At 68.6% G+C, this 24,591-nt stretch carries 24 protein-coding genes and 1 pseudogene; 10 read left to right on the forward strand and 15 right to left on the reverse strand.

What is annotated here, in order from left to right:
* The coding region (locus ACFWP7_RS01900; protein WP_384374820.1) for a serine/threonine-protein kinase at window positions 1-1,040 on the reverse strand (1,040 nt) is incomplete at its 3' end.
* A gap of 65 nt (window positions 1,041-1,105) precedes the next feature.
* Window positions 1,106-1,954, reverse strand: a complete 849-nt coding sequence (locus tag ACFWP7_RS01905) for a menaquinone biosynthetic enzyme MqnA/MqnD family protein (protein WP_384374419.1) — start codon at window positions 1,952-1,954, stop codon at window positions 1,106-1,108.
* A gap of 357 nt (window positions 1,955-2,311) precedes the next feature.
* Here ACFWP7_RS01905 and ACFWP7_RS01910 point away from each other — a divergent pair, with 357 nt between their 5' ends.
* Window positions 2,312-2,515 carry a cold-shock protein gene (locus ACFWP7_RS01910; RefSeq protein WP_037627265.1) on the forward strand — a complete coding sequence of 68 codons (204 nt, stop codon included), beginning with the start codon at window positions 2,312-2,314 and terminating at the stop codon, window positions 2,513-2,515.
* Window positions 2,516-2,639: 124 nt separating this feature from the next.
* On the opposite strand, the gene ACFWP7_RS01915 is transcribed toward ACFWP7_RS01910, so the two are convergent.
* Window positions 2,640-4,607 (reverse strand): acyltransferase family protein, encoded by a 1,968-nt coding sequence (locus ACFWP7_RS01915; RefSeq protein ID WP_384374424.1) that lies wholly within the window; start codon window positions 4,605-4,607, stop codon window positions 2,640-2,642.
* Between the two features lie 373 nt (window positions 4,608-4,980).
* Complete coding sequence (locus ACFWP7_RS01920) at window positions 4,981-6,885, reverse strand: AMP-dependent synthetase/ligase (RefSeq protein ID WP_384374427.1); 1,905 nt, start codon at window positions 6,883-6,885, stop codon at window positions 4,981-4,983.
* Between the two features lie 468 nt (window positions 6,886-7,353).
* Here ACFWP7_RS01920 and ACFWP7_RS01925 point away from each other — a divergent pair, with 468 nt between their 5' ends.
* Both ACFWP7_RS01925 and ACFWP7_RS01930 read left to right on the forward strand, forming a co-directional pair.
* Window positions 7,354-8,646 carry a DUF6716 putative glycosyltransferase gene (locus ACFWP7_RS01925; RefSeq protein ID WP_384374430.1) on the forward strand — a complete coding sequence of 431 codons (1,293 nt, stop codon included), beginning with the start codon at window positions 7,354-7,356 and terminating at the stop codon, window positions 8,644-8,646.
* Between the two features lie 185 nt (window positions 8,647-8,831).
* Window positions 8,832-9,824: a hypothetical protein gene (locus ACFWP7_RS01930; protein WP_384374433.1), complete on the forward strand. Its 993-nt coding sequence runs from the start codon at window positions 8,832-8,834 to the stop codon at window positions 9,822-9,824.
* Window positions 9,825-10,018: 194 nt separating this feature from the next.
* Here the strand turns inward: ACFWP7_RS01930 and ACFWP7_RS01935 are convergent, their stop codons facing one another.
* The 6 genes from ACFWP7_RS01935 to ACFWP7_RS01960 form a co-directional block, all read right to left on the reverse strand.
* Window positions 10,019-10,678 (reverse strand): TetR/AcrR family transcriptional regulator, encoded by a 660-nt coding sequence (locus tag ACFWP7_RS01935; protein WP_384374436.1) that lies wholly within the window; start codon window positions 10,676-10,678, stop codon window positions 10,019-10,021.
* A 47-nt stretch (window positions 10,679-10,725) separates the two neighbouring features.
* The gene (locus tag ACFWP7_RS01940; protein WP_384374439.1) at window positions 10,726-11,031 is read right to left on the reverse strand and encodes a DUF4229 domain-containing protein; all 306 of its coding nucleotides are present in this window, start codon (window positions 11,029-11,031) and stop codon (window positions 10,726-10,728) included.
* Between the two features lie 113 nt (window positions 11,032-11,144).
* A complete protein-coding gene (locus ACFWP7_RS01945; protein WP_384374442.1) occupies window positions 11,145-11,678 on the reverse strand; it encodes a GNAT family N-acetyltransferase in 534 nt (177 codons plus the stop codon).
* Between the two features lie 13 nt (window positions 11,679-11,691).
* The gene (mqnE, locus tag ACFWP7_RS01950; protein WP_384374445.1) at window positions 11,692-12,855 is read right to left on the reverse strand and encodes an aminofutalosine synthase MqnE; all 1,164 of its coding nucleotides are present in this window, start codon (window positions 12,853-12,855) and stop codon (window positions 11,692-11,694) included.
* A gap of 72 nt (window positions 12,856-12,927) precedes the next feature.
* Window positions 12,928-13,383 (reverse strand): Lrp/AsnC family transcriptional regulator, encoded by a 456-nt coding sequence (locus tag ACFWP7_RS01955; protein WP_384374448.1) that lies wholly within the window; start codon window positions 13,381-13,383, stop codon window positions 12,928-12,930.
* An 83-nt stretch (window positions 13,384-13,466) separates the two neighbouring features.
* Window positions 13,467-14,150: a UbiX family flavin prenyltransferase gene (locus ACFWP7_RS01960; RefSeq protein WP_384374451.1), complete on the reverse strand. Its 684-nt coding sequence runs from the start codon at window positions 14,148-14,150 to the stop codon at window positions 13,467-13,469.
* A 91-nt stretch (window positions 14,151-14,241) separates the two neighbouring features.
* Here ACFWP7_RS01960 and ACFWP7_RS01965 point away from each other — a divergent pair, with 91 nt between their 5' ends.
* The 4 genes from ACFWP7_RS01965 (at window position 14,242) to ACFWP7_RS01980 (ending at window position 18,144) form a co-directional block, all read left to right on the forward strand.
* Window positions 14,242-14,868, forward strand: a complete 627-nt coding sequence (locus tag ACFWP7_RS01965; protein WP_384374454.1) for a rhomboid family intramembrane serine protease — start codon at window positions 14,242-14,244, stop codon at window positions 14,866-14,868.
* 186 nt (window positions 14,869-15,054) lie between these two features.
* Window positions 15,055-15,978 (forward strand): helix-turn-helix domain-containing protein, encoded by a 924-nt coding sequence (locus tag ACFWP7_RS01970; RefSeq protein ID WP_384374457.1) that lies wholly within the window; start codon window positions 15,055-15,057, stop codon window positions 15,976-15,978.
* Window positions 15,979-16,218: 240 nt separating this feature from the next.
* The gene (locus tag ACFWP7_RS01975) at window positions 16,219-16,593 is read left to right on the forward strand and encodes a hypothetical protein (RefSeq protein WP_384374460.1); all 375 of its coding nucleotides are present in this window, start codon (window positions 16,219-16,221) and stop codon (window positions 16,591-16,593) included.
* Window positions 16,594-16,839: 246 nt separating this feature from the next.
* Window positions 16,840-18,144 (forward strand): hypothetical protein, encoded by a 1,305-nt coding sequence (locus tag ACFWP7_RS01980; RefSeq protein WP_384374463.1) that lies wholly within the window; start codon window positions 16,840-16,842, stop codon window positions 18,142-18,144.
* A 99-nt stretch (window positions 18,145-18,243) separates the two neighbouring features.
* On the opposite strand, the gene mqnP is transcribed toward ACFWP7_RS01980, so the two are convergent.
* Both mqnP and ACFWP7_RS01990 read right to left on the reverse strand, forming a co-directional pair.
* Window positions 18,244-19,146 carry a menaquinone biosynthesis prenyltransferase MqnP gene (gene mqnP / locus ACFWP7_RS01985; protein ID WP_384374466.1) on the reverse strand — a complete coding sequence of 301 codons (903 nt, stop codon included), beginning with the start codon at window positions 19,144-19,146 and terminating at the stop codon, window positions 18,244-18,246.
* A gap of 31 nt (window positions 19,147-19,177) precedes the next feature.
* Window positions 19,178-20,629 carry a menaquinone biosynthesis decarboxylase gene (locus ACFWP7_RS01990; protein WP_384374469.1) on the reverse strand — a complete coding sequence of 484 codons (1,452 nt, stop codon included), beginning with the start codon at window positions 20,627-20,629 and terminating at the stop codon, window positions 19,178-19,180.
* Window positions 20,630-20,717: 88 nt separating this feature from the next.
* Here ACFWP7_RS01990 and ACFWP7_RS01995 point away from each other — a divergent pair, with 88 nt between their 5' ends.
* A complete protein-coding gene (locus ACFWP7_RS01995) occupies window positions 20,718-21,116 on the forward strand; it encodes a PLD nuclease N-terminal domain-containing protein (RefSeq protein ID WP_384374472.1) in 399 nt (132 codons plus the stop codon).
* Window positions 21,117-21,212: 96 nt separating this feature from the next.
* Window positions 21,213-22,109: pseudogene (locus ACFWP7_RS02000) on the forward strand (LysR family transcriptional regulator); the annotation flags it as partial.
* On the opposite strand, the gene ACFWP7_RS02005 reads toward ACFWP7_RS02000, so the two are convergent.
* Both ACFWP7_RS02005 and ACFWP7_RS02010 read right to left on the reverse strand, forming a co-directional pair.
* Window positions 22,012-23,040, reverse strand: coding sequence for a DMT family transporter (locus ACFWP7_RS02005; RefSeq protein WP_384374475.1), 1,029 nt, complete (start codon window positions 23,038-23,040; stop codon window positions 22,012-22,014). The pseudogene ACFWP7_RS02000 and the gene ACFWP7_RS02005 sit on opposite strands and share 98 nt — an antisense overlap.
* A gap of 157 nt (window positions 23,041-23,197) precedes the next feature.
* Window positions 23,198-23,617 (reverse strand): CoA-binding protein, encoded by a 420-nt coding sequence (locus tag ACFWP7_RS02010; protein ID WP_384374478.1) that lies wholly within the window; start codon window positions 23,615-23,617, stop codon window positions 23,198-23,200.
* A gap of 90 nt (window positions 23,618-23,707) precedes the next feature.
* On the opposite strand from ACFWP7_RS02010, the gene ACFWP7_RS02015 reads away from it, so the two are divergent.
* The gene (locus tag ACFWP7_RS02015; RefSeq protein WP_384374481.1) at window positions 23,708-24,358 is read left to right on the forward strand and encodes a class I SAM-dependent DNA methyltransferase; all 651 of its coding nucleotides are present in this window, start codon (window positions 23,708-23,710) and stop codon (window positions 24,356-24,358) included.
* On the opposite strand, the gene ACFWP7_RS02020 is transcribed toward ACFWP7_RS02015, so the two are convergent.
* Window positions 24,359-24,553 (reverse strand): DUF397 domain-containing protein, encoded by a 195-nt coding sequence (locus tag ACFWP7_RS02020; protein ID WP_384374484.1) that lies wholly within the window; start codon window positions 24,551-24,553, stop codon window positions 24,359-24,361.
* Between the last annotated feature and the right edge of the window lie 38 nt (window positions 24,554-24,591).

Here is a 24,591-nt window from a genome sequence, read left to right on the forward strand (position 1 = left end):
GTCCCGGCTGAAGAGCTACCGGTCCCCACCGAAGGACTGCTACTCCCCGCTGAAGGGTTGCTGGCCCCGGCTGAAGAGCTACCGAACCCCACCGAAGGACTGCTGAACTCCACCGGCCCCGAAGCCGGCGCCCACCCCGTCTCCACCGTGTCGAGGTTCAGCAGCCGCACCGCGCTGCGGCTGACCTGTTCCACCATCGGCCCCGGCAGCCACCCCGCGGTCACCAGCCGGGCCGTTCCCTCCGGGGCGAGGCGCCGGGCCAGGTCCCCCGGAGCCGGCCGCTCGTCCGGGTCCTTCGCCAGGCACTGGGCCGTCAGGTCACGCAACTCGCCTTCCAGGGAGCCGAGTCGGGGTTCCTCGTGGACCACCTTGTAGAGGAGGGACGCGGAGGAGTCGCCGGGGAACGGCGGCTCGCCGGTCGCCGCGTACACCAGTACCGCGCCCAGCGAGAAGACGTCCGCCGCGCCCGTGACCGCCTTGCCGAGGATCTGCTCGGGAGACATGTAGCCGGGGGAACCGACCGAGACGCCGGTCGAGGTCAGTGACGCCGTGCCGTCCGTGGCGCGCGCGATGCCGAAGTCGATGAGCAGCGGGCCGTCGAGGGTCAGCAGAACGTTCGACGGCTTGACGTCACGGTGCACGAGGCCCAGCGCGTGGACCGCCGAGAGCGCTTCGGCGAGGCCGGAGCCCAGGACCCGTACGGAATGGAGCGGAAGCGGGCCGCTGTCGGCGATGGCGGCCGCGAGGGACGGGCCGGCCGCGTAGCCCGTCGCGACCCACGGCACCGGCGCCTCCGGGTCCGCGTCCAGGACGGGGGCCGTCCACGCGCCGCCCACCCGGCGCGCGGCCTCGACCTCGCGGCGGAAACGGGCGCGGAACTCCTCGTCCAGCGCGAAGTGCGGGTGCACGATCTTGACCGCGACCGTACGGCCGCCCGCGCTGCGGCCCAGATACACGCGGCCCATGCCGCCGGACCCCAGCCGGCCGAGCAGCCGGTAGGGCCCGACGACCGTCGGTTCGTCGACTCCGAGCGGCTGCATGGCGCTCATCCCTCTCCCCCGTACGCACTACTGCTAGCAGAGTAGTGCCGTGAGCCCCCGGAGCCTCAGGACCCCAGCAGCCGGACGTTCACGTCCGACGGGAATCCGGTGGTCGAGCCGACCCGGCGGGCGAACTCCCGTACGGCCGCCAGCTGCGGGCCGCCGAAGCGGAAGTCGAGGGTCGTGAAGTACCGCTCCAGGACCTTCTCGTCGAAGGCCTCCCAGCGGGCCGCCTGCTCGGCGACCTTGCCGACCTCGTCCAGGGACAGGTCCCTGGACGCCAGGAACGCCTCGTGGACCTTGCGGGTGACGGCGGGCTCGCGCTCCAGGTAGTCGCGGCGGGCCGCCCAGACGGCGAAGACGAACGGCAGGCCCGTCCACTCCTTCCACATGGCGCCGAGGTCGTGCACCTCCAGGCCGAGTTTCGGGCCCTCGGTCAGATTGGCGCGCAGCGCCGCGTCCCCGATGAGTACGGCGGCGTCGGCCTCCTGCATCATCAGCGAGAGGTCGGGCGGGCAGGTGTAGTACGACGGCTCGACGCCGACCTGCTCGGCCAGCAGGAGCTGGGCGAGGCGGACCGACGTACGAGAGGTCGAGCCGAGGGCGACGCGGGCGCCGTCCAGCCGGTCGAGGGGGACCTGCGAGACGATCACGCAGGACATCACCGGGCCGTCGCAACCGACCGCGATGTCGGGGAAGGCGACCAGCTCGTCGGCGTGCTTGAGGAACTCGACGAGCGTGATGGGCCCGATGTCGAGGTCGCCCTGCACCAGCTTCTCGCTGAGCTTCTCAGGGGTGTCCTTGGTGAGCTCGAAGTCGAGGAGCGTGCCTGTTCTCGCTAGCCCCCAGTAGAGGGGCAGGCAGTTCAGGAACTGGATGTGGCCGACGCGCGGCCGGTTGCGAGAATTGTCCACATCGCGAGGCTAGACCCAGTGGGGTACGGTGCAGGCTTCGGGTCCCTGAGTGACTTCGGAAACCATCCGGACCCCTTGTGTCAACCCCTGTGACAGACCTTGGTCCACTGCGCCGTCAACCCCGACCCGCCGCTGGTCAAACCTCTGGGTGACGTGATCTTGCCCTCTATTGCTTTCAGCTGCCCGGGTAGCTAAGCTCGCCGCAAGTTGCAGTTTGGTTTCCCTTGCAGTACAGAGCCTGCGGAGCATGTGACCGCGGGCTCTCGTCGTTTTCAGATGAATGCAGTTGTTTACACGCAGATGTTTACACCTTGCAGGTTCTGGAGCAGGGCAACCCTTTGGGCCCAAGGAGGGCTTATGGCTACCGGAACCGTGAAGTGGTTCAACGCCGAAAAGGGCTTTGGTTTCATCGCCCAGGAAGGCGGAGGACCGGACGTCTTCGTCCACTACTCCGCGATCAACGCCAACGGTTTCCGTTCACTCGAGGAGAACCAGTCGGTCTCCTTCGACGTGACGCAGGGTCCGAAGGGCCCGCAGGCGGAGAACGTCACCCCGCTCTAAGCCTGCGGCTCCATGAGCCCAGTGCTTTGAACAGGATCGGATAGCAATACCCAAGGAGCCCCGCGACAGCCTGTCGCGGGGCTCCTGCCTTTGCACGCCGTCCTCGGCGTCGCCTACCGGCCGGTCAGATCCTTGCGCCGAAGAGCTCGGTCAGCCGCTCGCCCAGAACGGGCGCCAGGGACTCCGAGAAGCTCTCGGCCATGTGGCTGTCGTCGCGGTAGACGATGGTGTTCCCGACGACCACCGGGCAGTAGCCGGCCTGGGTGCAGAGCCACGGCTGTGGGTCGATGACCGGAACCTCGGCCAACTTCGCGCCCTGCTTGAGCGCGTCGCGCACGATCGGGTCGTTGATCGCGGTCGGCAGGTGGTTCGCGCACTTTTCCAGGGCCAGCGGATGGGCGGCCGCACAGTCGACGGCGTCGGACCTCGGCCAAGGAGTGTCGAGGATGGTGACCACCTTGGTACCGGTTTGCCGGAGAGCCGCAAGGGCGCTCCCGTATCCGCGGACCCACGCCACACGGACGTCTCTCGGTTTCGGGATCAGCTCAGCCGACTCCGAGGACGACACGACGACAAGTGCCGGGTGGAGTTTCTTGATCACATCAATCGCGCTAATCATCCAGGAAGCACACTCCCCGTACGCCTTGCCCTCGCGGACCGTGTTGAGCATGGCCACCTTGCAGGACGCCTTGGTCAGCGAGACAAGCTTCCAGTGCCGCTCGCGCGCGAGCCTGTCCAGGGCGGGAAACCACTGGGCGGCGTGGGAGTCACCGAAGAGGACGACCGTCCGCTTCGAGGAGGTGTCGCCGTAGACGCACGGCTTCGGCTCCGTGGCCTCGTAGTTGGCGTGGCAGCCGTCTTTGTAGATAGCGGACCTGAGGTCCTTCACCCCGGTGACCGGAGGTGAGAGGTTGTCCGGCAGTTTCGAGCCGGAGCTTTCCAGCAGTGCCGCCAGACTGCGCTGCGGGTCGGGGGCGTCCGCGAGGGACACCGCCAGCGCGGGTGCGGACCCCCCGGTGCTGATCTGCGTCGGAAGGGCCGCCACGGCCTGCGAGGACAGGACGACTATCGCCGAGAGGCCGACACCGAGCACGAGGGCCCGGTTCGGCCGTCCGCGGAACGTCGTGTGGAACCGCACCGGGTTCTCGACCAGCCGGAGCGTCGCCATCGCCAGCAGCAGGGCCCCCGCGGACAGCACCAGGGCGAGCCCGACGCTCTCGGGCCTGCCCAGCGCCTTCGGGCCGATGACCAGGATCGGCCAGTGCCACAGATACCAGCCGTACGACATCCCGCCCAGCCACACCACGGGCTTCCTCGCGAGCAGCAGCCGTGCGTCGAACCGGGCGGGCGAGAATCCACCGGCGAGGACGAAGGCGGTGCCGAGGACCGGCACGAGCGCGTGGTATCCGGGGAACGGAGTGTTGTCGTTGAAGCGGAGGGCGGCCAGCACGATGGCGGCCAGGCCTGTCCAGGTCAACGGCGCCGAGAGCCAGGTGGGTATTCGCGCCGGCATCGGTGTCGTGGCCCACATGGCCAGCAGGGCACCGACGCCGAGCTCCCAGACACGGGTGTGTGAACCGAAGTACGCCCAGGACGCCGAGCTTTCCGTCACGGTCAGGCTCAGCCAGAACGAGACCATGCAGAGCGCGACCAGGGGCACCGCCAGCAACGCGCGTCGCCGCTTCGCCAGTTTCCAGCTGATGACGAGGAGCAGCGGCCACACCAGGTAGAACTGCTCCTCCACAGCCAGCGACCAGAAGTGCTGGAACGGTGAGGGCGGGCCGCCCTGCTGAAGATAGTCGGTACCGGAGATGGCGAGCCGGAAGTTCACCGCGTAGAAGGCGCTGCTCAGCGCGTCGCTCGTGTACTCGGCCAGGCGGATCTTCGACAGGAAGAGCCAGGCCCCGGCAAGCGTGGTGACCACCACCAGGGTCGACGCGGGCAGCAGGCGCAGCGCACGGCGGGCGTAGAACTTCCGGATCGAGACCCGGCCCGTGTTGGACAGCTCGCGCAGCAGCAGCGAGGTGATCAGGAAGCCGGAGATTACGAAGAACACGTCAACGCCGACATAACCGCCGCTGAGTTGGGTCACCCCCGCGTGGGAGAGAACAACCAACGAGACGGCCAGGGCGCGAAGCCCTTGTATGTCGAGTCTCGGCGAAGGCCTTCCGCCGATTCCGTCGCGCGACGGGCTGCCGGACAAAGTGATCCCCTTGTCTTGTTTGTCGAGAGATGCACGACGTGGCCGTGCCCGGGTCCCCCGGAGAGCCGAACGCAAGCGGCGCGGCAGCGTGCCGGACGAGTCAATGGCTGAGACACGTCGCGCACACGCATGGTTGTCTACCGGAAGACGAACAGCAGATGTCCTCGCGGTGCCAGGCCGGTGCGATACCGATGCGCGGGCGGTGCGAGGGCGGTGCACAGCCAGTGAGACGGCTGAGAGCTCCACCGTAGAGTGGCTAAGCCTACTTCTCGTACTCCGCGTACAAGTTCTCGATCTCCCGGGCGAAGTCGTGGGCGATCACGTCACGCTTCAGCTTCATGGTGGGAGTCAGGTGACCCGCCTCCTCCGTGAACGCGCCGGGGAGGACGGCGAAGCGGCGGATGGACTCGGGGCGGGAGACGAGTTTGTTGCCCTCGTCGACGGCCCGCTGCAGGACGGCCAGCAACTCCTGGTCGTCCATGAGGAGTTCGGCGGGAACCGGGTGCTTGTGGTTCATCTGGCGCCAGTGGGTGAGGCCGTCGGGGTCCAGGGTGATGAGAGCCGTGACATAGGGGCGGCGGTCGCCCAGGACCATGCACTGGGCGATGAGGGGGTGGGCGCGGAGCCAGTCCTGCATGGGGGCCGGGGCCACGTTCTTGCCGCCCGCCGTGATCAGGATCTCCTTCTTGCGGCCGGTGATGGTCAGGTAGCCGCCGTCGTCCAGTTCGCCGATGTCGCCGGTCGCGAACCAGCCGTCCGGGGCCGCGTCGATCACACCGTCCGCCTGGAGATCCCAGTAGCCGCGGAAGATCTGGGCGCCGCTCAGCAGGATCTCGCCGTCGGCGGCTATCCGCACCCGCGTGCCTGGAAGCGGCAGGCCCACCGTCCCCAGCCGGGGTTTGTTCGGAGGGGTGACCGTGGCGGCCGCGGTCGACTCCGTCAGGCCGTACCCCTCGTAGATCTCGATGCCGGCACCCGCGTAGAACGCGGCGAGACGGCGGCCCAGCGGGGAGCCACCGCAGATCGCGTAACGGACCTTGCCGCCTAGGGCGTTGCGGATACGGCGGTAGACCAGGGGGTCGTAGAGGGCGCGGGCGGTGCGCAGGCCCCGGCCAGGGCCCGGGCCCGTGCCGTGCTGGTGGGCCTCCAACGCCTCGCCGTACTTCTGCGCGATGCGCGCCGCCCGGTCGAAGGACGAGCCTCGGCCCATCCGTTCGGCGGTGGCCCGGCCCGTGTTGAAGACCTTTTCCAGGACATAGGGGATGGCGAGCAGGAAGGTCGGCTGGAAGGAGGCGAGGTCGTCGAGGAGGTACTCGGTCTTGAGGCTCGGCGCGTGGCCGAGTTTCACGCGGGCACGCAGGCAGGCGACCGCGACCATCCGGCCGAAGACATGCGCGAGGGGCAGGAAGAGAAGCGTGGAGGCGGGTTCCCGGGTGCCGGCCCGGAAGATCGGGTGGAGCAGCTCGATCGCGTTGTCGATCTCGTCGAAGAAGTTGCCGTGGGTGACGGCGCAGCCCTTGGGGCGACCGGTCGTGCCCGAGGTGTAGATCAGGGTGGCCAGCGTGTCGGGGCCCAACACCCCCCGCCGTACGGTGACTTCCTGATTCTGGATGTCGCTGCCCAGCTCGGCGAGCCGCTCCACGTGCCCCTTCTCGAAGACCCACATATGGCGCAGATCGGGTATCCGGTCACGTTCCGGGCCAAGGGCGGCGGCCTGCGCCACGGACTCGGTGGCGAGCGCTACGGCTCCCGAGTCCTGGAGGATCCAGCGGACCTGATAAGGGGACGAAGTGGGGTATATAGGGACGGTTACCAGGCCCGCCGCCCAGGCGGCGAAGTCGAGGAGCGTCCACTCGTACGTCGTCCGCGCCATGATGGCGAGGCGGTCGCCGGGGACCAGGCCCTCGGCGATCAGGCCCTTCGCCACCGCCTCCACCTGCGCCGCGAACTCGGCCGCGGTCACGTCCGTCCACTCGCCGCCGGGACCCTTGCGGCTCAGGACGGGCTCCTGCGGGGCCACGATCGCGTTGTCGAACGGGATGTCCGCGAGGGAGCCGTGCGTCATCGGGCCGGCCAGCGGTGGCAGGTACACCTCGCGTACGACCCCGTCCAGCCGCTTGATCTCGGGCTCCAGGTGCGCAGGTTCAGAGGGGTACTGACTGGACACGGGGTGGCTCCTTGTCGGCCGGGGGCCGGGCGGGGCGGGGGCACATCCTCATACGGCCCTGGACGTCGTGGGGTTCAAGGTGGAGGGGCGGCACGGCAGGCCGACCGAGGTGGGATCGTACGACTCCGGAGTGTGGGGTTTGTGGGGTCGGCGGGCGGGTGACGTGCGGGTTTCCGGTGCATTCAGGGGTAGACGCGGTGTTCCGCCGTGCCCCTCATCCCTGGGACATGCCTGCCCCAAAATGAACAACGGGCAAATTTTTTTCGCACAATCACACCTTGGCGATATGCCCGCTTTACCCCGTCTCTCGCGTGAACCAGCAGGTCAGCCAGCCGAGTTCGGCACCTCGGACAGTGAATCCTTGGCCATACCAAGGTTCTCGCAATGCTTCACTTATTCCACCCTCAGGCATCCTTTCTAGCCTCTGTCCACGTGCTGGAACCACGCCAGGAAGGCGCTCCTCAAGACATGCCCCACGCACCCAGACGTATCGCCGTTCTCGCCGATTCGGATACCCGCTGGAAGTGGGGCGCCTCCGTCGCACGGCAGATCGCACCGGACCACGCCCTCGACGCGTATTTCCTGCGCACGCGGGCCACCCCGACGGAGCGTCAGCTCGCCGAGGTCGGCATCGTGCCGGACACCCAGCGCGAGGTCACCGCGGCCGAGCTGGTGGACGACGAGGAGTTCGCGAGCGCCGACATCGTGGTGCTGTCGGTCATCGGCGGTACGGCTCTCGCACTCGTGCACAGCCTCGGCCTGGCCTGGCAGTTGCGCCCCCAGCGGCCCGTCACCGTCACCGGCTACGTCGGAGTCGTCTACGAGAAGATGGTCGACGGCCTGCTCACCCGGGCCGGCGCCGATCTCGTCCTGGCCAACAGCGGCTACGACTGCGGGCGGTTCCGGACCGTCTTCGCCAACGTGGGCATCGACCCGGAAACGGTCGTCGAGTGCGCGCTGCCCTTCCTCGGCGGCGACCCGTACGTGCCGTCCACCGACCGCCCCTTCACGCTCACCTTCGCCGTGCAGCCGTCGGTGCCCAGCAAGAAGGAACGGCTCCTGCTCCTGGAGCGCGCGGCCGCCCACGCCCGACGGTATCCCGAACGCCGGGTCCTGATGAAGCTGCGCAGTCTGCCCGGCGAGCAGACGACCCACGTCGAGGCGAACCCGTACCAGGAACTCATCGAGAACCTGGCCGAGCCGGCCCCGCCCAACCTCGAGCTCGTGTACGGAAACATGGGTGAAGTCCTCGACCGCACCGACCTGTTGGTGACGGTCAGCTCCACCGCCGCGCTGGAGTCGATGCACCGGAACATACCCACCGCGATACTCACCGACTTCGGTGTCCGCGAGGCGCACGGCAACCACTACTTCGTGGAATCGGGCTGCCTCGCCTCCTGGGACGATCTCGACGGGGGCGCGTTGCCTCGCGTGAACCCGGAGTGGGCGGCCGCGCAGGGCATCGGCAAGAGCGACCCGTACGCCGGCGCACGCGCACGTATCGCCGCGCTGCGCGCCGCGGGTCCGCTTCCGCAACTGCGGCCCTACTACACACCCCAGCGGGCCGGCATCTACCTGGGCGGTCTGCTGGCGCGCAACGGCTTCGACGAGAAGGGCAGGCCACTGCCCGTGCAGCCGGCAACGCTCGACCGTTCCCTGAAGGCGGCCGTCCGCGGAGTCACCCGGCGCGGTGCCAGGCGGCTCTACCGCATGGGCCACAAGCGAGTCGCACCGACACTCCGCCGCTGGGGACAGGCCTGAGCCGCCGCCCCCGGCACAACACCGTCAGGCGCGTCCTCGCACAGCAGCGTCATACGCCGCCATGCGCGTCCTCGCCACAGCACCACCACAGGTGTCCTCACACAGCACCGTCATGCACACCCTGCGCTGCTCCGTGATCCGCGCCCCCGCCAGAACTTCGTGATCCGCGACACCGAGGGAAGACCATGACCCGCACTCTCGCGCTCGTCGAGAACCCCTTGCAGCTCCTCAACGTGCTGGAGTGGGCTCTGGGCGAGCACGACGGTGCGCCGGATCCCGAAGGGTGCGAGGCGGCGGTCCTGCTGCCTCGCGACCCGGCCACCCGCCACCAGCTGGGCGTGATGGCGCGGTTGGCCCGCGCGGAGGGCATCGGCGTCGGTCTGTACGACATCCGCAGGGTCCCGGTCGGCTTTCCGCGCGTCCCGGCGGCGCTGGTGTCCAAGCTGGCCGGCGCGGAGCGCCTGGTGATCGGCGACCCGTTCTCGAGGATGTTCCAGCGGCTGCTACCGGCGGCCAGGACACGGGACTTCGTGCTCGTCGACGACGGCACGGCGACCCTGGAGCTCTCCCGCAGCCTGCTCGCCGGCAGCCCACCGCCGGTCCGTTGGCACCGCAGGAGACCCGCATCGGCGGCCGCTGCCCGCGTCGCACGCCGGGTGGCCCCCGAAGGCGGGGGGCACCTCGAGGTCTTCTCCTGCCGAACGTCCGAACTCGAGCTGCCGCCCGGCTCGATCACCTCGGCCAACACCTACAGCTGGGCACGGCAGCGGTACGGGCCGCCGCAGGTCCACCCCGGCGTCGACCTGATCGGCAGCTCGCTCGCCGAGAACGGCCTGATCGGCTTCGAGCGGTACATACGGGGGATCATCTCCCTCGCCGACCAGGTGAACGCGGAACGCTACTTCGCGGACCACCGCGAGGACCCGGACAAACTGCGGCTCATCGCCGAGCATGCCGAGCTGGAAATCGTGCAGCCCGAACTCCCCGTGGAACTGGAGCTGTTGAAGGGCCCGGTCGCCAACACCCTGATCAGTCTGTCCGCCACGGTGCACACTCTGCCCCTCGTCCTCGCCGGCACCGGGGTGGAGATCACCGTCTGCGCGGACGTCGCCGACCGGCTCGAACCGGGCAGGTCCGAGCGATCGGCAGCCTTCCTGGCGGAGATCATGCACGAATGACCTGGAACAGAGACCTGAAGGGGACGGCGAAGACCTGAAGCGGACGGCGAAGTCCCCGTTCGAGATCCGGTCACACCCTCCGCTACGAGGATCCGACCGCCGACCCGAATCGTCCACCCGCGCACGGGTGAGACCCCGGAGGGCCCGCAGCCGATGGCGCGGGTACGGGCGCGAGTAAGGGCGTGGGCATGGGGCTACCCGGGCTGAGGTTCCTTGACCGGTGGTGACCAGGGGCGCCCCTCCATGAGGTCGCCGAGGCCCGCCCAGGCGAAGTTCATCAAGGTCGCCGCGGCCTGCTTCGCCGAGACGCCCGGCGTGGCGTTGGCCCAGGCCGCGAGCGACTCGGCCGCGCCGACCAGCGCCTCGGCGAGCCCGGCGACCTCACCCTCCGGCAGGGACGGATCGCGGTGTGCCTCACGGGCCGCGACGAGGATCAACCGCGTGACGAACGCGACGAGTTCCTCGCGCATCGCGCCGGCCTCGGCGGCGAACGGCTCGCCGTGCGTACGCGCCTGGAGGTGCAGCACGGACCAGCCGTCGGGGTTCTCCGCGGTGTGCGTGAAGAACGCCCGCAGTCCGTCCCAGAGTTGGCGGTCGGCCGACAGCTCCGGCTGGACGCCCGCCATGACGGCGCCGGTGAGCGCCGTGGCCTCGCGCCGGATGCAGGCGGTGAAGAGCTCTTCCTTCGAGTTCAGGTACAGATACACCAACGGCTTGGACACGCCCGCCAGTTCGGCGATCTCGTCCATCGACGCGGCCCGGTACCCCAACTGCCCGAAGGTCCGTACGGCCGCGTCCAGCATCTGCTGTTCGCGTACCGCCCGCGGCATCCGTTTGCTCTTCACAGCACCCATGCGGGCAAGCGTACGATCGGCTGCCGCCGACCGTGCACAGGGAACTTTCAGGAAGGCTGGCCCTGCGCACCGCCGCGGGCCGCGTCGTCCACGCTGTCCTCCTGGCTGCGGTTCTGATCCAGGTTGGTCTTGATGCGGTCGACTCGTGCGACGACCTGGGCCGAGGCGCGGTCGCGCTCCTTGCGGAGTACGACGAAGCTGATCGGGGCGGAGATCAGCAGGGAGAGCAGGACGATCCACATGTAGTTGGAGTCACCGAAGCCGCGCGGGGCGAGACCGAGGGAGACGAGGCCCCAGACGACCACGAGGCAGCCCGCGAAGACTCCAAGACGCATCAGCGTGTAGCGGCCCATGTCAATCCACTCTTCCGATCCGAATCCGTTTGAAACATCCCAAAGGGCATCGTCCAGTGAAGCACGGCGGGACGCGGATCTTGCAGGGGGCCCCGGGCGGCGGAGACAGCTCCTCAGCCATGGGCGGCGAGCGTCAGCAGCATCGTGATGTCGTCCCGGTCGTCGCCGGGTGCGACCCGGATCGCATCGGGGACCCGGCCGACCTCCTTGTAGCCGCACGAGGCGTAGAAGCGCTCAAGGCCTTCGCCGCCCCGGCAGGTGAGCCGTATCGCGTCGATCCCCTCGAAGCCGGCGGCGGCCTCCTCTGCGGCGGCCAGCAGCTCCCGCCCGTACCCCTTGCCCTGGTGCCTGGGATGCACCATCACCGTGTACAGCCACACCCAGTGCCTCATCAGCCGGTGCGTGTTGAAGCCGAAGAACGCGGTGGCCGCGACAGCGCCGTCGTCGCCGAACCCCACGAGCAGCCGGATGCGGCCGTCCGCCATCGCCGTGAGGTGCTTGCGCCACTCGGGCCGGACGTCCTCGACATCCACCGGCGGTACGAAGCCGACGGAGCCGCCCGCGTTCGAGACGTCCGCCCACAGACCGATCACGCCGTCACGCAGCTCCGGACCGACGGACGGGTCCAGTTGAAAGGTCAGTGCCATCGTGCGCGCCCGCTCAGACCCGCATGGGCTGGGGGGACTCGCGGCGGGCCGGGTCCGGACCGTCGTACTCGCGGATGATCTCGTACCGCGTGTTCCGCTCGACCGGGCGGAAGCCGGCGTCGCGGATCAGGTCGAGGAGGTCCTCGCGGGTCAGCTTGTTCGGGGTGCCGTAGTTGTCGGCATCGTGCGTGATCTTGTACTCGACGACCGAGCCGTCCATGTCGTCGGCACCGTGCTGGAGGGCGAGCTGCGCGGTCTGGACACCGTGCATGACCCAGAAGACCTTGACGTGCGGCACATTGTCGAAGAGCAGCCGGGAGACCGCGAAGGTCTTCAGGGCCTCCGCACCCGTCGCCATCTGCGTACGCGCCTGGAGGCGATTACGCACCTTGCCGTCCTTCACGTCCACGAAGTCGTGCTGGTAGCGCAGCGGGATGAAAACCTGGAAACCGCCGGTCTCGTCCTGCAGTTCACGCAGCCGCAGCACGTGGTCCACGCGGTGGCGGGGCTCCTCGATATGGCCGTAAAGCATCGTGCACGGGGTCTTGAGACCCTTCTCGTGCGCGAGCCGGTGGATCCGCGACCAGTCCTCCCAGTGGGTGCGGTGGTCGACAATGTGCTGCCGGACCTCCCAGTCGAAGATCTCCGCACCACCGCCGGTCAGGGACTCCAGACCGGCGTCGATCAGCTCGTCGAGGATCTCGGACGCCGACAGCCCGGAGATCGTCTCGAAGTGATGGATCTCCGTCGCCGTGAAGGCCTTCAGCGAGACCTCCGGGAGGGCCTTCTTCAGCTCGCTCAGGGACCGCGGGTAGTACCGCCACGGCAGGTTCGGGTGCAGGCCGTTGACGATGTGCAGCTCGGTGAGGTTCTCGCCCTGCATCGCCTTGGCGAGGCGGACGGCCTCCTCGATGCGCATCGTGTACGCGTCCTTCTCGCCCGGCTTGCGCTGGAAGGAGCAGTACGCGCAGGACGCGGTGCACACGTTCGTCATGTTGAGGTGGCGGTTGACGTTGAAGTGGACGACGTCGCCGTTCTTCCGCATCCGCACCTCGTGGGCGAGACCGCCGAGCCAGGCCAGGTCGTCCGACTCGTACAGCGCGATGCCGTCCTCGCGGGTCAGCCGCTCACCGGCCCGGACCTTGTCCTCCAGCTCGCGCTTGAGCCCGACATCCATGCGTGTACCTCTCCCTTTTGACGAACCCTGTCAACCGTACGCCTAGCCGTCCGGCCTTCCTGAAGCAGGCGGCTACTCCTCTTCGGGCAGCTCTCCCACCCGGTTCTCCCACTTCGTGGAGAGCACGATGGTCGTACGGGTCCTGGAGACGCCCTTCGTTCCCGACAGCCGCCGGATGGTCTTCTCCAGGCCGTCCACGTCACTGGCGCGCACCTTGAGCATGAACGAGTCGTCGCCGGCGATGAACCAGCAGTCCTCGATCTCGCCCAGGTCCCGCATCCGGCGCGCCACGTCCTCGTGGTCGGCGGCGTCGGAGAGCGAGATGCCGATCAGGGCGATCACGCCCAGACCGAGCGAGGCCGAGTCGACGGTCGCGCGGTAGCCGGTGATGACACCGGCCGCTTCCAGCCGGTTGATGCGGTCGGTGACGCTGGGTCCCGACAGACCGACGAGGCGCCCCAGTTCCGCGTAGGAAGCCCGGCCGTTCTCTCTCAGGGCCTGGATGAGCTGCCTGTCCACCGCGTCCATGCGATCGATAGCCTTCCGCTGAAGAGTTCCTGAAAGTGCTGAATGGGTCCTGCTTGGTGCCCAGGTGGTGCCGAACGCCGTACTCACTCGGTGCGCGAACCCCCGCCGAGTTCGCCCTCCCACCGCCGGTACAGGCCGTGCTCGACGCCCGCCGCGTCAAGGACCCGCCCGGCGACGAAGTCCACCAGGTCCTGGATGTGCGTGCCCCCCGCGTAGAACCCCGGCGAGGCCGGCAGCACCGTCGCGCCCGCGTCGTCCAGGGCGACCAGCTGCCGCAGTGTCTGCCCGCTCAGCGGCGTCTCGCGGACCGCGACGACCAGCTTGCGGCCCTCCTTGAGAGTGACGCTCGCGGCGCGCTGCAGCAGGTCCTTCGAGAGACCGAGGGCGACACCGGCCACGCAGGCCGTGGAGGCGGGCACGATGAGCATGCCCTTCGTGGGGTACGAGCCGGAGGACGGCCCGGCCGCCAGGTCACGCGCGCTCCAGTGCCGTACGGCATCGATACGTCCTTTGAAGGCGCTGAAGGTGTCCGGCTTCCCGTCGGCGCCCCTGGCCAGCCACTCGTGCAGGTCCTGCTGCCAGTGGGCGTCCCGGAAGGCGAGCCCCGTCTCGTCGAGCAGGGTGAGCCGGGAGGCGCGCGAGACCACCAGGTCCACGCTCTCCCCCGCATCCAGAAGCGCACGCAGCACGGCAGCGGCGTACGGGGTACCGGACGCGCCCGACACCCCCACGATCCAAGGCCGGCGCTGCGTCTGTCCTGGGTTCATGGTGCTGAGCCTATCCGGCGTGGTGGGGTGGGAACCGGCCAAGGGGGCCGGAGCGTTCCCTGGAAGGGACGAGCTGACCGTGGGGGTTGCCATGTCTGGTGCGGGGTCGGGTACGAGGTCGGGTACGGCACTCGAGTGGACGCGGGGCGACCGGGCGCGGGCCGCCGCCAAGCTGATGGTGGGCTGGGTGGCCCTGCTGTGGCTGCTCGAAGTGGTCGACGTGGTCAGCGGTCACGCCCTTGACGGTCTCGGCATCGTCCCGCGCAGGGCCTCCGAGCTGGTCGACATCGTGCCCGCGTCCTTCATCCACTTCGGCTTCGGCCATGTCGCCGCCAACAGCGTGCCGCTGCTGGTCCTCGGCTTTCTCGCGGCCCTCGGCGGGCTGCGCCGGTTCGCCGCGGTCTGCGCGATGATCATCGTCGCGGACGGCCTGGGCGTCTGGCTGATATCCCCGGCGAACACGAACACCGCGGGCGCCTCCGGGCTGATCTTCGGCCTGTTCGGCTTCCTCCTGGTCGGCGGCTTCATCGAGCGCCGCCCGCTGGGTGTCCTCGTCGGCCTGCTGGTCGGTGCGGTCTGGGGCAGCTCGATCCTGATGGGCCTGGCCCCGACACAGACGGGCGTCAGCTGGGAGGGCCACCTGGTCGGCCTGGTGTCGGGGGTGGCGGCGGCGTTCCTGTTCCGACGCCGGGCGGACCGACGGGCCGTCACCGCGTAAGTACCGCTGCCGCTGCCGCTGCCGCTGCCGCTGCCTCTACAGCTACAGCTACAGCTACAGCTACAGCTACAGCTACAGCTACAGCTACAGCTACCGGGATGTACCGCCTGACCACGGAGAGTTGGTCGCCGCCGACAGTTCCTGTGATTGACTACGGCCGTGTTACAGGAGTCGATCTTTCACACCATGGATCTGCCGAGGGAAGACCGATTCGAGGCGTGGGTCCAGCGAATGGGGCGGACTCACGCACCCATGCAACTGTCCAGCGACCGCGCGGCGAACTACCGCGGACGCCAGCGGCTGATCGAGCTCGCGGACGTGACGGTCTGGCCGGCGACCTTCGACTCCCTGGTCTTCCGCCGGACACAGAGGCTCATACGCCAGTCCGACCCCGAGGTCTATCACCTCTCTTTCCTGGTGCAAGGGAATGGATCGGCCACCTGGGGCAGGCAGGAAGTCGCGTATCGGACCAGCGACATTCACATCAGCAGCTCGTCGCGGCCGTTCGAGATAAGTGCCGGACCCGAACCAGTGACCATCATCGGAGTGGAGATCCCCCGGGCTCTGGTGGCGCTCCCCGCAAGCCGGGCCGATCTGGTGATCGGGCGCCAGACATCGGGCCGTGAGGGAGTCGGCGGGTTGCTGGCGCAGTTCCTCGTCCAGCTTGCCTCCAACACCGGCCCGTACCAGCCGCAGGACGCGCCCCGGCTGGGAACCGTCGTCGCCGATCTGATCACCGCCGCCTTCGCGCACACCCTGGACGCCGACCTCCTCATGCCACCGGAGGCCCACGGCCGGGTACTGCTCCTGAGTATCAAGGCGTTCATCCGTCGGCATCTCGGCGACCCGGAGCTGACGCCCGCCCTGGTAGCCGCCGCGCACCACATCTCGCGCAGCCGCCTGTACCGCCTTTTCCAGGCCGAGGGCATCACCGTCGCCTCGTACATCCGCGACCAGCGGCTGGAACACGCCCGCCGCGACTTGGCCGACCCGGCACTGCGCGCGATGCAGATCAATGCCGTCGCCGCCCGCTGGGGTTTCTCCCGCGCCGCCGACTTCACGCGAGCGTTCCGGACCGCCTATGGCGTCCCTCCGAGCGAAGTGCGCTGAGTTGACGCCGTAAGCGGTGGGAAGGCCTTGGGACTCTCCGCTCAGTGGGTGGGGACCGTCCGCTAACGACAGGCGGGCGGCCTGCCGGGCATCGTTGTGATCACCGCGGGTGACGTACAAGACGACGGCGCGCGTTGCTCTTGTACCGGACGAGTGGCCAGAAAGCGCCGCCCTTCGGGTTGAGCTCGTTTCGGCTGCTCGTGCCCGACGGATCCTGATCCACTCTACGGAGGAGAAAACATGAAGTACCGATTGACCGGGGCCGTTGTCCTGGCGGCAGCCGGACTCCTGATCGGCGGAGGAACTTCGTACGCCGACGGTTATCTCTACACCGGCACCTATGGCGGCTACGCAGCATGGACGGAAGACGGCGACACTCTTAAGGTCTGCGACGTGAGCTCGGACGGATACGGGGTTCGCGGTTACATCTACACCCCTAATTCCAGCAGTGATGCGGGCAACGGCACCGTTCTCATCAAGGGCAACGACCCGAGCAACGACGGAAGCTGCGCTACGTTCGCGAAGGACGTCAGTGAGACCAGCCACATCTCCATAAAGGTCTGCGAGTACGCGGGAGACGTGGTCACTGCCTGTAGATACGCCGCCATCCGGTAGTCGCTTCTCGGGGCCCGGCGCCGAGTGCGCCGGGCCCCGGCCCGCCTCACTGCCCTGAATGTGTTGCGTAGGTGGGTGGAACTCAGCGCCTCGTTCCCGGAATTGAACGACCCACCCGTCCGATGACCCATCGTCGGTCGCTGAGAGTCGCGGTCAACCTCGCCTCAACATCTGTCACGTGAGGATCCAGGGATGCGCAGAAATGGCTTAAGACCTGCTGTGGCCACCGTGTACTTGGCGGTGGCCATGTTGTTAGTACCGGCGGGCACCGCTCAGGCGGCCCCCGGCGACAACCCCGGTGCGCTGACCACGATCACCTCCTCCTCGGAGCTGTCGAAGCTCCAACTGGTCGAGCACCGGGTCTCGACGGTCTCTCTTGACAAACTGGCGAGCGAGATGGGCACGTCCCGCGGGGTCGACCAGGTCCTCGCCAGTGCCAACCACCCGATGCGGAACGCGGCGAACTGCCGCGGGACCGAGACCGCCGCCCTGCCGGTGAAACCGACCGCTGAGTCCTCGTACTGCTGGGACACCGGTGACGCGGTGACACAGGACTGGCTGCCGCAGTCCGTGACCTCCTCCGGAGACGCGGACAACGACGGTGTGTGGGGCACCAACAAGGTCATCCTGTCCGGGTGGGGACAGAACGGCACCACCACCACCGAGCACATGGGCCGTATCGCCTTCATCGACGCCAACGACCCGGGTAACTTCAAGTACCGCTGGGTGCTGCCGGTCATCCCGCTCAACGGCGGCACCGACTACCGCGCGCTCAAGTCCCACCTGGGCGGCATGGTCTGGTACCAGGACAAGCTGATCGTCACGTCGTGGGCGGGGGACGCCGACAACAACGTGATGTACGTCTTCGACATGAACCGCATCCTCCAGGCGACCGTCAACAGCTCCGCGGTCGGCAAGGTGAGCGGCGGATGGTCGGCGGACGGCAACCAGTACGTGATGCCGGCCATCGGCTCCTACAGCCTCGCCGGCGGGGCCTGCAACTCGGCCAACGACAACTCCCGGCCGTGCTTCGGCTCCATCTCGCTGGACCGCAGCAGCGCGCCGGACAGTCTCGTCGCCACCGAGTGGTTCTCGTCCGGCGGCACGCAGCCGGCCCGCATCTGGCGTTACAACTTCAGCTCCGAGCCCGGCTACCTCGCCACGGACAGCAGCGGCTACGTGAACGCCTCGAAGGCGTACGAGACGAAGGCCGTCGGGCTGCAGGGCGTGCTCTCGCACAGCGCCACCAGCGGCGGCACACCGAACTTCTACGTCGACGACGCGCGCGGCGGTGTCGGCCAGCACGGCATCCTGTGGCGGCAGAACACCACCGGAGCCAAGGCGGCCGCCAACTGCGGGCAGGACATCACGTACGCCTGCTGGGGCCAGCACACCGAGAGCATGTCCTATTGGTGGAGTACAGGCCGGGTGTGGACGCTCACCGAATGGGCGGCCGACAGCGCGGGGCACTGGACAGGTACCGACACCGCGATTCCGCAACGGGTGCTGTACTCCGTGCCACTGTCCTCAATAGACAGCTCCCTCAGCTGACGAGTAGCGCCGGGCCGCGGTGGGGACGACTGGGGGCAACCGCGGTCGTCCGTACATTCGAGAAGGCCGGACTCCTCGGGCTTGAGCCCGAGGAGGAGCTCAAACGCTGAGCCCGCGCACCAGCAGGTCCAGCAGCGCGCACACGAACAGCGCGATCCCGATGAACCCGTTGACGCTGAAGAACGCGCGGTTCAGGCGGGACAGGTCGTGCGGCTTGACGAGGGAGTGCTCGTAGAGGAAGGCGCCCGTGACGATCACCAGGCCGACCCAGAAGAACGTTCCGGCGTCGGTGGCGAGGGCGTACCAGACCAGCAGGGCCGTGGTGAGGGCGTGGCAGACGCGCGCGCCCTGGATCGCGGCGGGGATGCCGAAGCGGGCCGGCACCGACATCACGCCGACCGCGCGGTCCGTCTCGACGTCCTGGCAGGCGTAGATCAGGTCGAAGCCGCCGATCCAGATGCCGACCGCGAGCCCGAGGATCACCGCGTCCCAGGACCACTCGCCACTGATCGCCAGCCAGCCGCCGATCGGGCCCATGGCCTGGGCGAGACCGAGGATGGCCTGCGGGAAGTTCGTGAACCGCTTGCCGTACGGGTACACGACCATCGGGATGACCGCGAGGGGCGCGAGGGCCAGGCACAGCGGGTTGAGCAGGGCCGCGGCGCCGAGGAAGAAGACGAGGGCGACGAGCGCGCCGGTCCAGGCGTGCTTCACGCTCATCGCGCCGGTGACCAGTTCGCGATGGGCCGTACGGGGATTGCGGGCGTCGATCTCGCGGTCGATGATCCGGTTCGCGGCCATGGCGAACGTACGCAGCCCGACCATCGCGACGGTGACGAGCAGCAGCCGTCCCCAGTGGACGTTGCCGTCCCACCGGAACATCGCGGTCAGCGCGGCGATGTAGGCGAAAGGCAGCGCGAACACCGAGTGCTCGATCATGACGAGACGCAGGAACGCCTTGGTGCGGCCCGGCTGCGGGAGTGCCGCGGAAGCGCTGGTCACCGGCCTCCCGCCTTTCCGTTGTTGAGCGACCTCACAGGCCGTACTCCTTCCAGCGGCGGTCGACCTTCGACGCCGTCTCCGGGTCGGACAGCACCATCTCGGGCCAGCCCCCGTCCCGGGTGTAGCCCTCCTCGGGCCACTTCCTCGTGGCGTCGATGCCCGCCTTGCCACCCCAGAACTGCTGGTACGAGGCGTGGTCGAGGTGGTCGACCGGGCCCTCCACGACGGTGAGGTCGCGGGAGTAGTCCGTGTTGCCGAGCGCCCGCCACGCGACCTCGTGCAGATCGTGGACGTCGCAGTCGGAGTCGACGACCACGATCAGCTTGGTGAGGGACATCATGTGGGCTCCCCACACAGCGTGCATCACCTTCTGGGCGTGCTTGGGGTACTTCTTGTCGATCGCGACGATCGCACAGTTGTGGAAACCGCCCGCTTCGGGCAGGTGGTAGTCCACGATGTCCGGCACGATGATCTTGAGCAGGGGGAGGAAGAACCGCTCCGTCGCCCGGCCGAGGGGTCCGTCCTCCGTCGGAGGGCGGCCTACGACGATCGACTGGATCAGCGGCCGCTTCCGCATCGTCACGCAGTCGATGGTCAGCGCCGGGAACGGCTCCTGCGGCGTATAGAACCCGGTGTGGTCGCCGAACGGCCCCTCCGGGAGCATCTCGCCCGGCTCCAGCCACCCTTCGATGACGACCTCGGCGTTCGCCGGCACCTGCAACGGCACCGTCTTGCAGTCGACCAACTCGATCCGCTTGCCCTGGATGAACCCGGCGAGGAGGTACTCGTCCATGTCACCGGGCAGCGGGGCTGTCGCGGCGTACGTCACGGCGGGCGGACATCCGAAGGCGATGGCGACCGGCAGCCGCTCGCCGCGCCGCGCCGCCACCTGGTAGTGGTTGCGGCTGTCCTTGTGGATCTGCCAGTGCATGCCGATGGTGCGCTTGTCGTGACGCTGGAGGCGGTACAGCCCGAGGTTGCGGATGCCGGAGTCGGGGTCCTTGGTGTGGGTGAGGCCCAGGTTGAAGAAGGACCCGCCGTCCTGCGGCCAGGTGAACAGCGCCGGAAGCTGGTCCAGGTCCACGTCCTCGCCCCGGAGCACGACCTCCTGGACGGGCGCGTCCTTGACCTTCTTCGGCGGTACGTGGGCCATCGCGCCGAGCTTCCCGAAGGCCTCGCGGACCCCGACGAACCCGTGCGGCAGCTCGGGCTTCAGCAGCCCGCCGATCTTCTCGGAGATGTCGCCGTACGACTTCAGGCCGAGGGCCTTCAGCAGTCTCCGGTCGGTTCCGAAGACGTTCATCGCGAGCGGCATCGCCGACCCGCGGACGTTCTCGAAGAGCAGCGCCGGGCCCTGGGCCTTCTGCACCCGGTCGACGATCTCCCCGACTTCCAGATACGGGTCGACCTCGGCCTTGATGCGCTTGAGGTCACCCTCGCGCTCCAGGGCCCGCAACAGGGAGCGAAGATCGTCGTAAGCCATGCGTCCCAGTATCGGCCACCCGATAACCTGTGCCCGTCACCGGGGCCCTTCACCGCCCCGCCGCCGCTCACTGGGGGAACGTCCGCCCATGCTCAGGTATCTGCCCTTCCTGCTGGTCCTGGCGCTGTGGATCTACGCCTTCATCGACTGCCTGAACACGCCGGAGAGGGAGGTGCGGGGTCTGCCGAAGGTGGTGTGGGTGATCATCATCCTGCTCTTCGGCGAGGTGCTGGTCGGCCCGGTCGCCTGGCTGGTGGCGGGCAAGGCGCGCAGGGCGCCCGGAGACGGCGCCGCGCCCTCCGCGTGGCGCCGCGACCAGCGCACGGGGTTCGTCGCGCCGGACGACAACCCCGAGTTCCTCAAGTCCCTGAAGAAGGACGACAAGGGCGGCGGCAAAGACGACGAGGCGCTCCTCAAGAAGTGGGAGGCGGACCTCCAGCGCCGCGAGGAGGAACTGAAACGGCGCGAGCGCGAGGACGAGGCCTGAGCACGGTACGGCCGACACGCCCTGCACGCCCTGCACGCCCTGCACGAACGAGATCTGAGCCCGCCTTGCCTTACACGAACGAGATGTGAGCTCGCCATGGCCGACACGGAACTGCGGCTGCTCGTCACCTTCGAGAAGGTCGCGACCGTGCTGAGCTTCACGCAGGCCGCCGCCGAGCTGAAGTACGCGCAGTCCAGCGTGACCGGTCAGATCCGCGCCCTGGAGTCCTCGCTGGGGACCGAGCTCTTCGACCGGCTGGGGAGCAGGATCCGGCTGACCGAGGCGGGCGAGCGGCTTCTCCCGTACGCCCGGCAGCTCATCGAGCTGAGCGAGGAGGCGCGGGCGGCGGTCGTCGGCGCCGCCGAGCCGGCCGGTGCGCTGACCGTCGGCACGATGGAGTCGCTGACCGCGTACCGCCTGCTCCCCCTCCTTGAGCTGTTCCACCACCGCTACCCGGCCGTCCGGCTCTCGCTCCGCACGACCATCGGTGACGAGACCCGGCAGGCGCTGCGGCAGGGCACGTACGACGTGGGCTTCCTGATGGAGCGGGAGACCGAGCACGCGGGCCTTGAGACCGTGGTGCTCGCGGTCGAACCGCTGGCGCTCGTCACCGCGCCGGGCCATCGGCTGGCGTCCGCCGCGGTGTTCACGACCGATCTCGTACGGGAGTCCCTGCTCGGCACCGAACCCGGCTGCGCCTACCGTGACTTGTTCGAGCGGGAGCTCAACTCCCTTGTCCAGGAAGGCTCCCCCGTGGCCTTCCTGGAGTTCGGGACGATCGAGGCGACCAAGCGTGCCGCGGCGGCGGGCCTCGGGATCGCGCTGCTGCCCGAGGTGACGGTCGCCGCGGAACTGGCCGACGGCAGCCTCCTGCGGCTGCCGTGGGAGGCGCCGTTCACGCTTCGGACTCAGCTCGCGTGGCGGGCCGGGAAGCGGCTTCCGGCACATGTGCGGCTGTTCGTGGAGCAGGCGAGGCGGTTGGTTCGGGAGCAGGCGTCGGAGTCGTCAGAGTCGTCGGAGTTGTGACCTCCACGGGCGCGGTCTCCGGCTGCTTCGCCAGGGTGACGCGCAGGCTCGCCAGCACGATCAGCGGGACACCCAACGCCTGGACGAGGCCGATGTGGTGGCCGTACACCGCCCAGTCGGCGACCATCGCGACCGCCGGGTAGGTGAAGGCGAGTACGGCGATCTTCGCGGTCGGGAGTTTGGCGTACGCGGAGTACAGAAGGACGTACATCAGGCCCGTGTGGATGAGCCCGAGCCCGACCAGCCAGCCCCAGTCCGCTCCCGTGCCACGCATCGCGCCGAAGTCGGCGAAGGGGAGCAACAGCGGTATGCCGATGAGGACTTGGACGAGAGCGATGAGGTGCGGGCGTACTCCGGTGATGCGCTTGGTCACGAGGGTGGAGAGGCCGTAGAGGACGGCTGCCAGGAGGGCCTGGCCGATGCCGAGGAGGTACGTCGTGTCGCCTCCGGTGAAGTCGGCCGGGCCGATCCCGGAGACCAGGATCAGGCCGATGAAGGCGACGAGGACCCAGCCGACCTTCGCCGCGGTGAGTCGCTCGCGGAAGAGCAGTGCGCCCAGCAGGACGACGTAGAACGGTTGCGTGTGGTAGACGACCGTCGCGACCGAGATCGACGTGTTCTCGTACGACTGGAAGAGCAGGACCCAGTTGAAGACGATGAACACCCCGCCCAGCGCGGCCAGTCCGAGTTTGCGCGGCGTGAGGCCGTGGTCGCGGAAGTAGCCGCGGGCGAGGGCGTAGCCGCCGAGGGCGAGGGCGCCGAAGAGGACGCGGAAGAAGACGACGTTGAACGGCGAGGCGCCGGACTCGACAACGAAGATGCCGAGCGTTCCGGAGAGCACCATCGCGGCGGTGAGCTGGACGGTGCCCTTGTGCTCGGGGCTGCTTTCGTAGGCCATGGCTCCGAAGCTACGAGCGGGGGCCATGGCCGGTCCACGAGCCAGTGGGGGGTCCTGCCGATGGGGGGATCGGCAGGGGCGATGGCGCGGATCGATCAGCGATGCCGTGAATCGATCAGCCGATGGCGCGGATCGATCAGCCGATGGCGCCGATGGCTCAGGCCAGTAGTCCCAGCCGGGTGATCTCCCGTCCCGCGGAGCGGTCCATCACCATCCGCAGGCCGGCCTCACGGGTCCGGTCGTACGCGGCCACGTCTATGACGTCGATCTGGAACCAGACCGCCTTCGCACCGAGCGCCACAGCCTGGTCGGCGATGTCGCCGGCCAGGGCGGAGTTGACGAAAACGTTCACCACGTCCACCGGGAAGGGGATCTCCGCGAGCGAGGCGTAGCCCTGCTCGCCGTGCACCGTCTCGGCCTTGGGGTGCACGGGCACCACCTTCTTGCCGATGCGCTGCAGCTTCTCGGCCACCCGGTAGGCGGCCCGTTCGGGGTTGCTGGACAGTCCGACCACGGCCCAGATGTCTCCGGCGCCGGTGAGGATGTCGTCGATTGTCGCGTCGTCGCCATAGGTCATCGCCACAGGATGGCATACAGGATCCAATATGGCGATGGTGCCGTCAGAATGGCGATGGCGCTGTCAGATCCTGGCTCTAGCCTTCCGGCCATGACCTCTCACCCGGACGCCACCCGGACGTCGTACGACGCCGTCGCCGCCGACTACGCCGAGCTCCTCAGGGACCAGCTGGAGAACAAGCCGCTGGACCGGGCGATGCTCGCCGCGTTCGCCGAGCACGTACGGGCGGGCGGGGGCGGGCCCGTCGCGGACCTGGGCTGCGGGCCGGGTCGGGTGACTGCGCACCTGGAGGCGCTCGGCCTCGACGCGTTCGGCATCGACCTGTCCCCCGGGATGGTGGCGGTGGCCCGGCGCGACCATCCGCATCTGCGGTTCGAGGTCGGCTCGATGACCGCCCTGGACAGCATCAAGGACGACGCCCTGGCCGGAGCCCTCGCCTGGTACTCCACGGTGCACACACCGGTGGACGAACTACCGCTGTTCTTCGCCGAGTTCGAGCGAATACTGATCCCCGGCGGTCATCTCCTCCTCGCCTTCAAGGTGGGCGACGAGCACGTGCATCTGGCGCACGCGTACGGCCACGACCTGGACCTCGAAGTCCACCGCTTCCCACCCGAGCGGGTCGCCGAACTGCTGCGCGCGGCGGGGTTCGTAGAGGTGGCGCGGCTGGTGCGCGAGGCTGAGGCGCCGGAGAAGACGGCTCAGGCGTTCATCCTGGCCCGGAAGCCGGAGGCAGGCTGACTACCGCCGTACGGCCGACACGAACGCCGCCCAGGCCGCGCGGTCGATGACCAGCACCGGGCCGTGCGGGTTCTTACTGTCACGGACGGGGACGACGGCGGGGAAATCGGGGGCCACTTCGATGCAGTTGCCGCCGTTGGCGTCGCTGTAGCTGCTCCTGATCCAGGTCGCCGCGCTCAGCTCGTGCCTGTCCATGATGCCCGTACCCCTCCATCACGTCGCTGATCAGAGCA

The organism is Streptomyces sp. NPDC058470 (assembly GCF_042721055.1).
Lineage (GTDB): Bacteria > Actinomycetota > Actinomycetes > Streptomycetales > Streptomycetaceae > Streptomyces.

What these genes read in the sequence shown, in the direction of transcription:
- mqnE (WP_384374445.1), bottom strand. Translation starts at nt 12,855, where the DNA reads ATGGATGTCGGGCTCAAGCGCGAGCTGGAGGACAAGGTCCGGGCCGGT.
- ACFWP7_RS01970 (WP_384374457.1), top strand. Translation starts at nt 15,055, where the DNA reads ATGGATCTGCCGAGGGAAGACCGATTCGAGGCGTGGGTCCAGCGAATG.
- ACFWP7_RS01940 (WP_384374439.1), bottom strand. Translation starts at nt 11,031, where the DNA reads ATGGGCCGCTACACGCTGATGCGTCTTGGAGTCTTCGCGGGCTGCCTC.
- ACFWP7_RS01910 (WP_037627265.1), top strand. Translation starts at nt 2,312, where the DNA reads ATGGCTACCGGAACCGTGAAGTGGTTCAACGCCGAAAAGGGCTTTGGT.
- ACFWP7_RS01965 (WP_384374454.1), top strand. Translation starts at nt 14,242, where the DNA reads ATGTCTGGTGCGGGGTCGGGTACGAGGTCGGGTACGGCACTCGAGTGG.
- ACFWP7_RS01945 (WP_384374442.1), bottom strand. Translation starts at nt 11,678, where the DNA reads ATGGCACTGACCTTTCAACTGGACCCGTCCGTCGGTCCGGAGCTGCGT.
- ACFWP7_RS01995 (WP_384374472.1), top strand. Translation starts at nt 20,718, where the DNA reads ATGCTCAGGTATCTGCCCTTCCTGCTGGTCCTGGCGCTGTGGATCTAC.
- ACFWP7_RS02020 (WP_384374484.1), bottom strand. Translation starts at nt 24,553, where the DNA reads ATGGACAGGCACGAGCTGAGCGCGGCGACCTGGATCAGGAGCAGCTAC.
- ACFWP7_RS02010 (WP_384374478.1), bottom strand. Translation starts at nt 23,617, where the DNA reads ATGACCTATGGCGACGACGCGACAATCGACGACATCCTCACCGGCGCC.
- ACFWP7_RS01955 (WP_384374448.1), bottom strand. Translation starts at nt 13,383, where the DNA reads ATGGACGCGGTGGACAGGCAGCTCATCCAGGCCCTGAGAGAGAACGGC.
- ACFWP7_RS01975 (WP_384374460.1), top strand. Translation starts at nt 16,219, where the DNA reads ATGAAGTACCGATTGACCGGGGCCGTTGTCCTGGCGGCAGCCGGACTC.
- ACFWP7_RS01960 (WP_384374451.1), bottom strand. Translation starts at nt 14,150, where the DNA reads ATGAACCCAGGACAGACGCAGCGCCGGCCTTGGATCGTGGGGGTGTCG.
- ACFWP7_RS01930 (WP_384374433.1), top strand. Translation starts at nt 8,832, where the DNA reads ATGACCCGCACTCTCGCGCTCGTCGAGAACCCCTTGCAGCTCCTCAAC.
- ACFWP7_RS01990 (WP_384374469.1), bottom strand. Translation starts at nt 20,629, where the DNA reads ATGGCTTACGACGATCTTCGCTCCCTGTTGCGGGCCCTGGAGCGCGAG.
- ACFWP7_RS01925 (WP_384374430.1), top strand. Translation starts at nt 7,354, where the DNA reads ATGCCCCACGCACCCAGACGTATCGCCGTTCTCGCCGATTCGGATACC.
- ACFWP7_RS01980 (WP_384374463.1), top strand. Translation starts at nt 16,840, where the DNA reads ATGTTGTTAGTACCGGCGGGCACCGCTCAGGCGGCCCCCGGCGACAAC.
- ACFWP7_RS01935 (WP_384374436.1), bottom strand. Translation starts at nt 10,678, where the DNA reads ATGGGTGCTGTGAAGAGCAAACGGATGCCGCGGGCGGTACGCGAACAG.
- ACFWP7_RS02015 (WP_384374481.1), top strand. Translation starts at nt 23,708, where the DNA reads ATGACCTCTCACCCGGACGCCACCCGGACGTCGTACGACGCCGTCGCC.
- ACFWP7_RS02005 (WP_384374475.1), bottom strand. Translation starts at nt 23,040, where the DNA reads ATGGCCTACGAAAGCAGCCCCGAGCACAAGGGCACCGTCCAGCTCACC.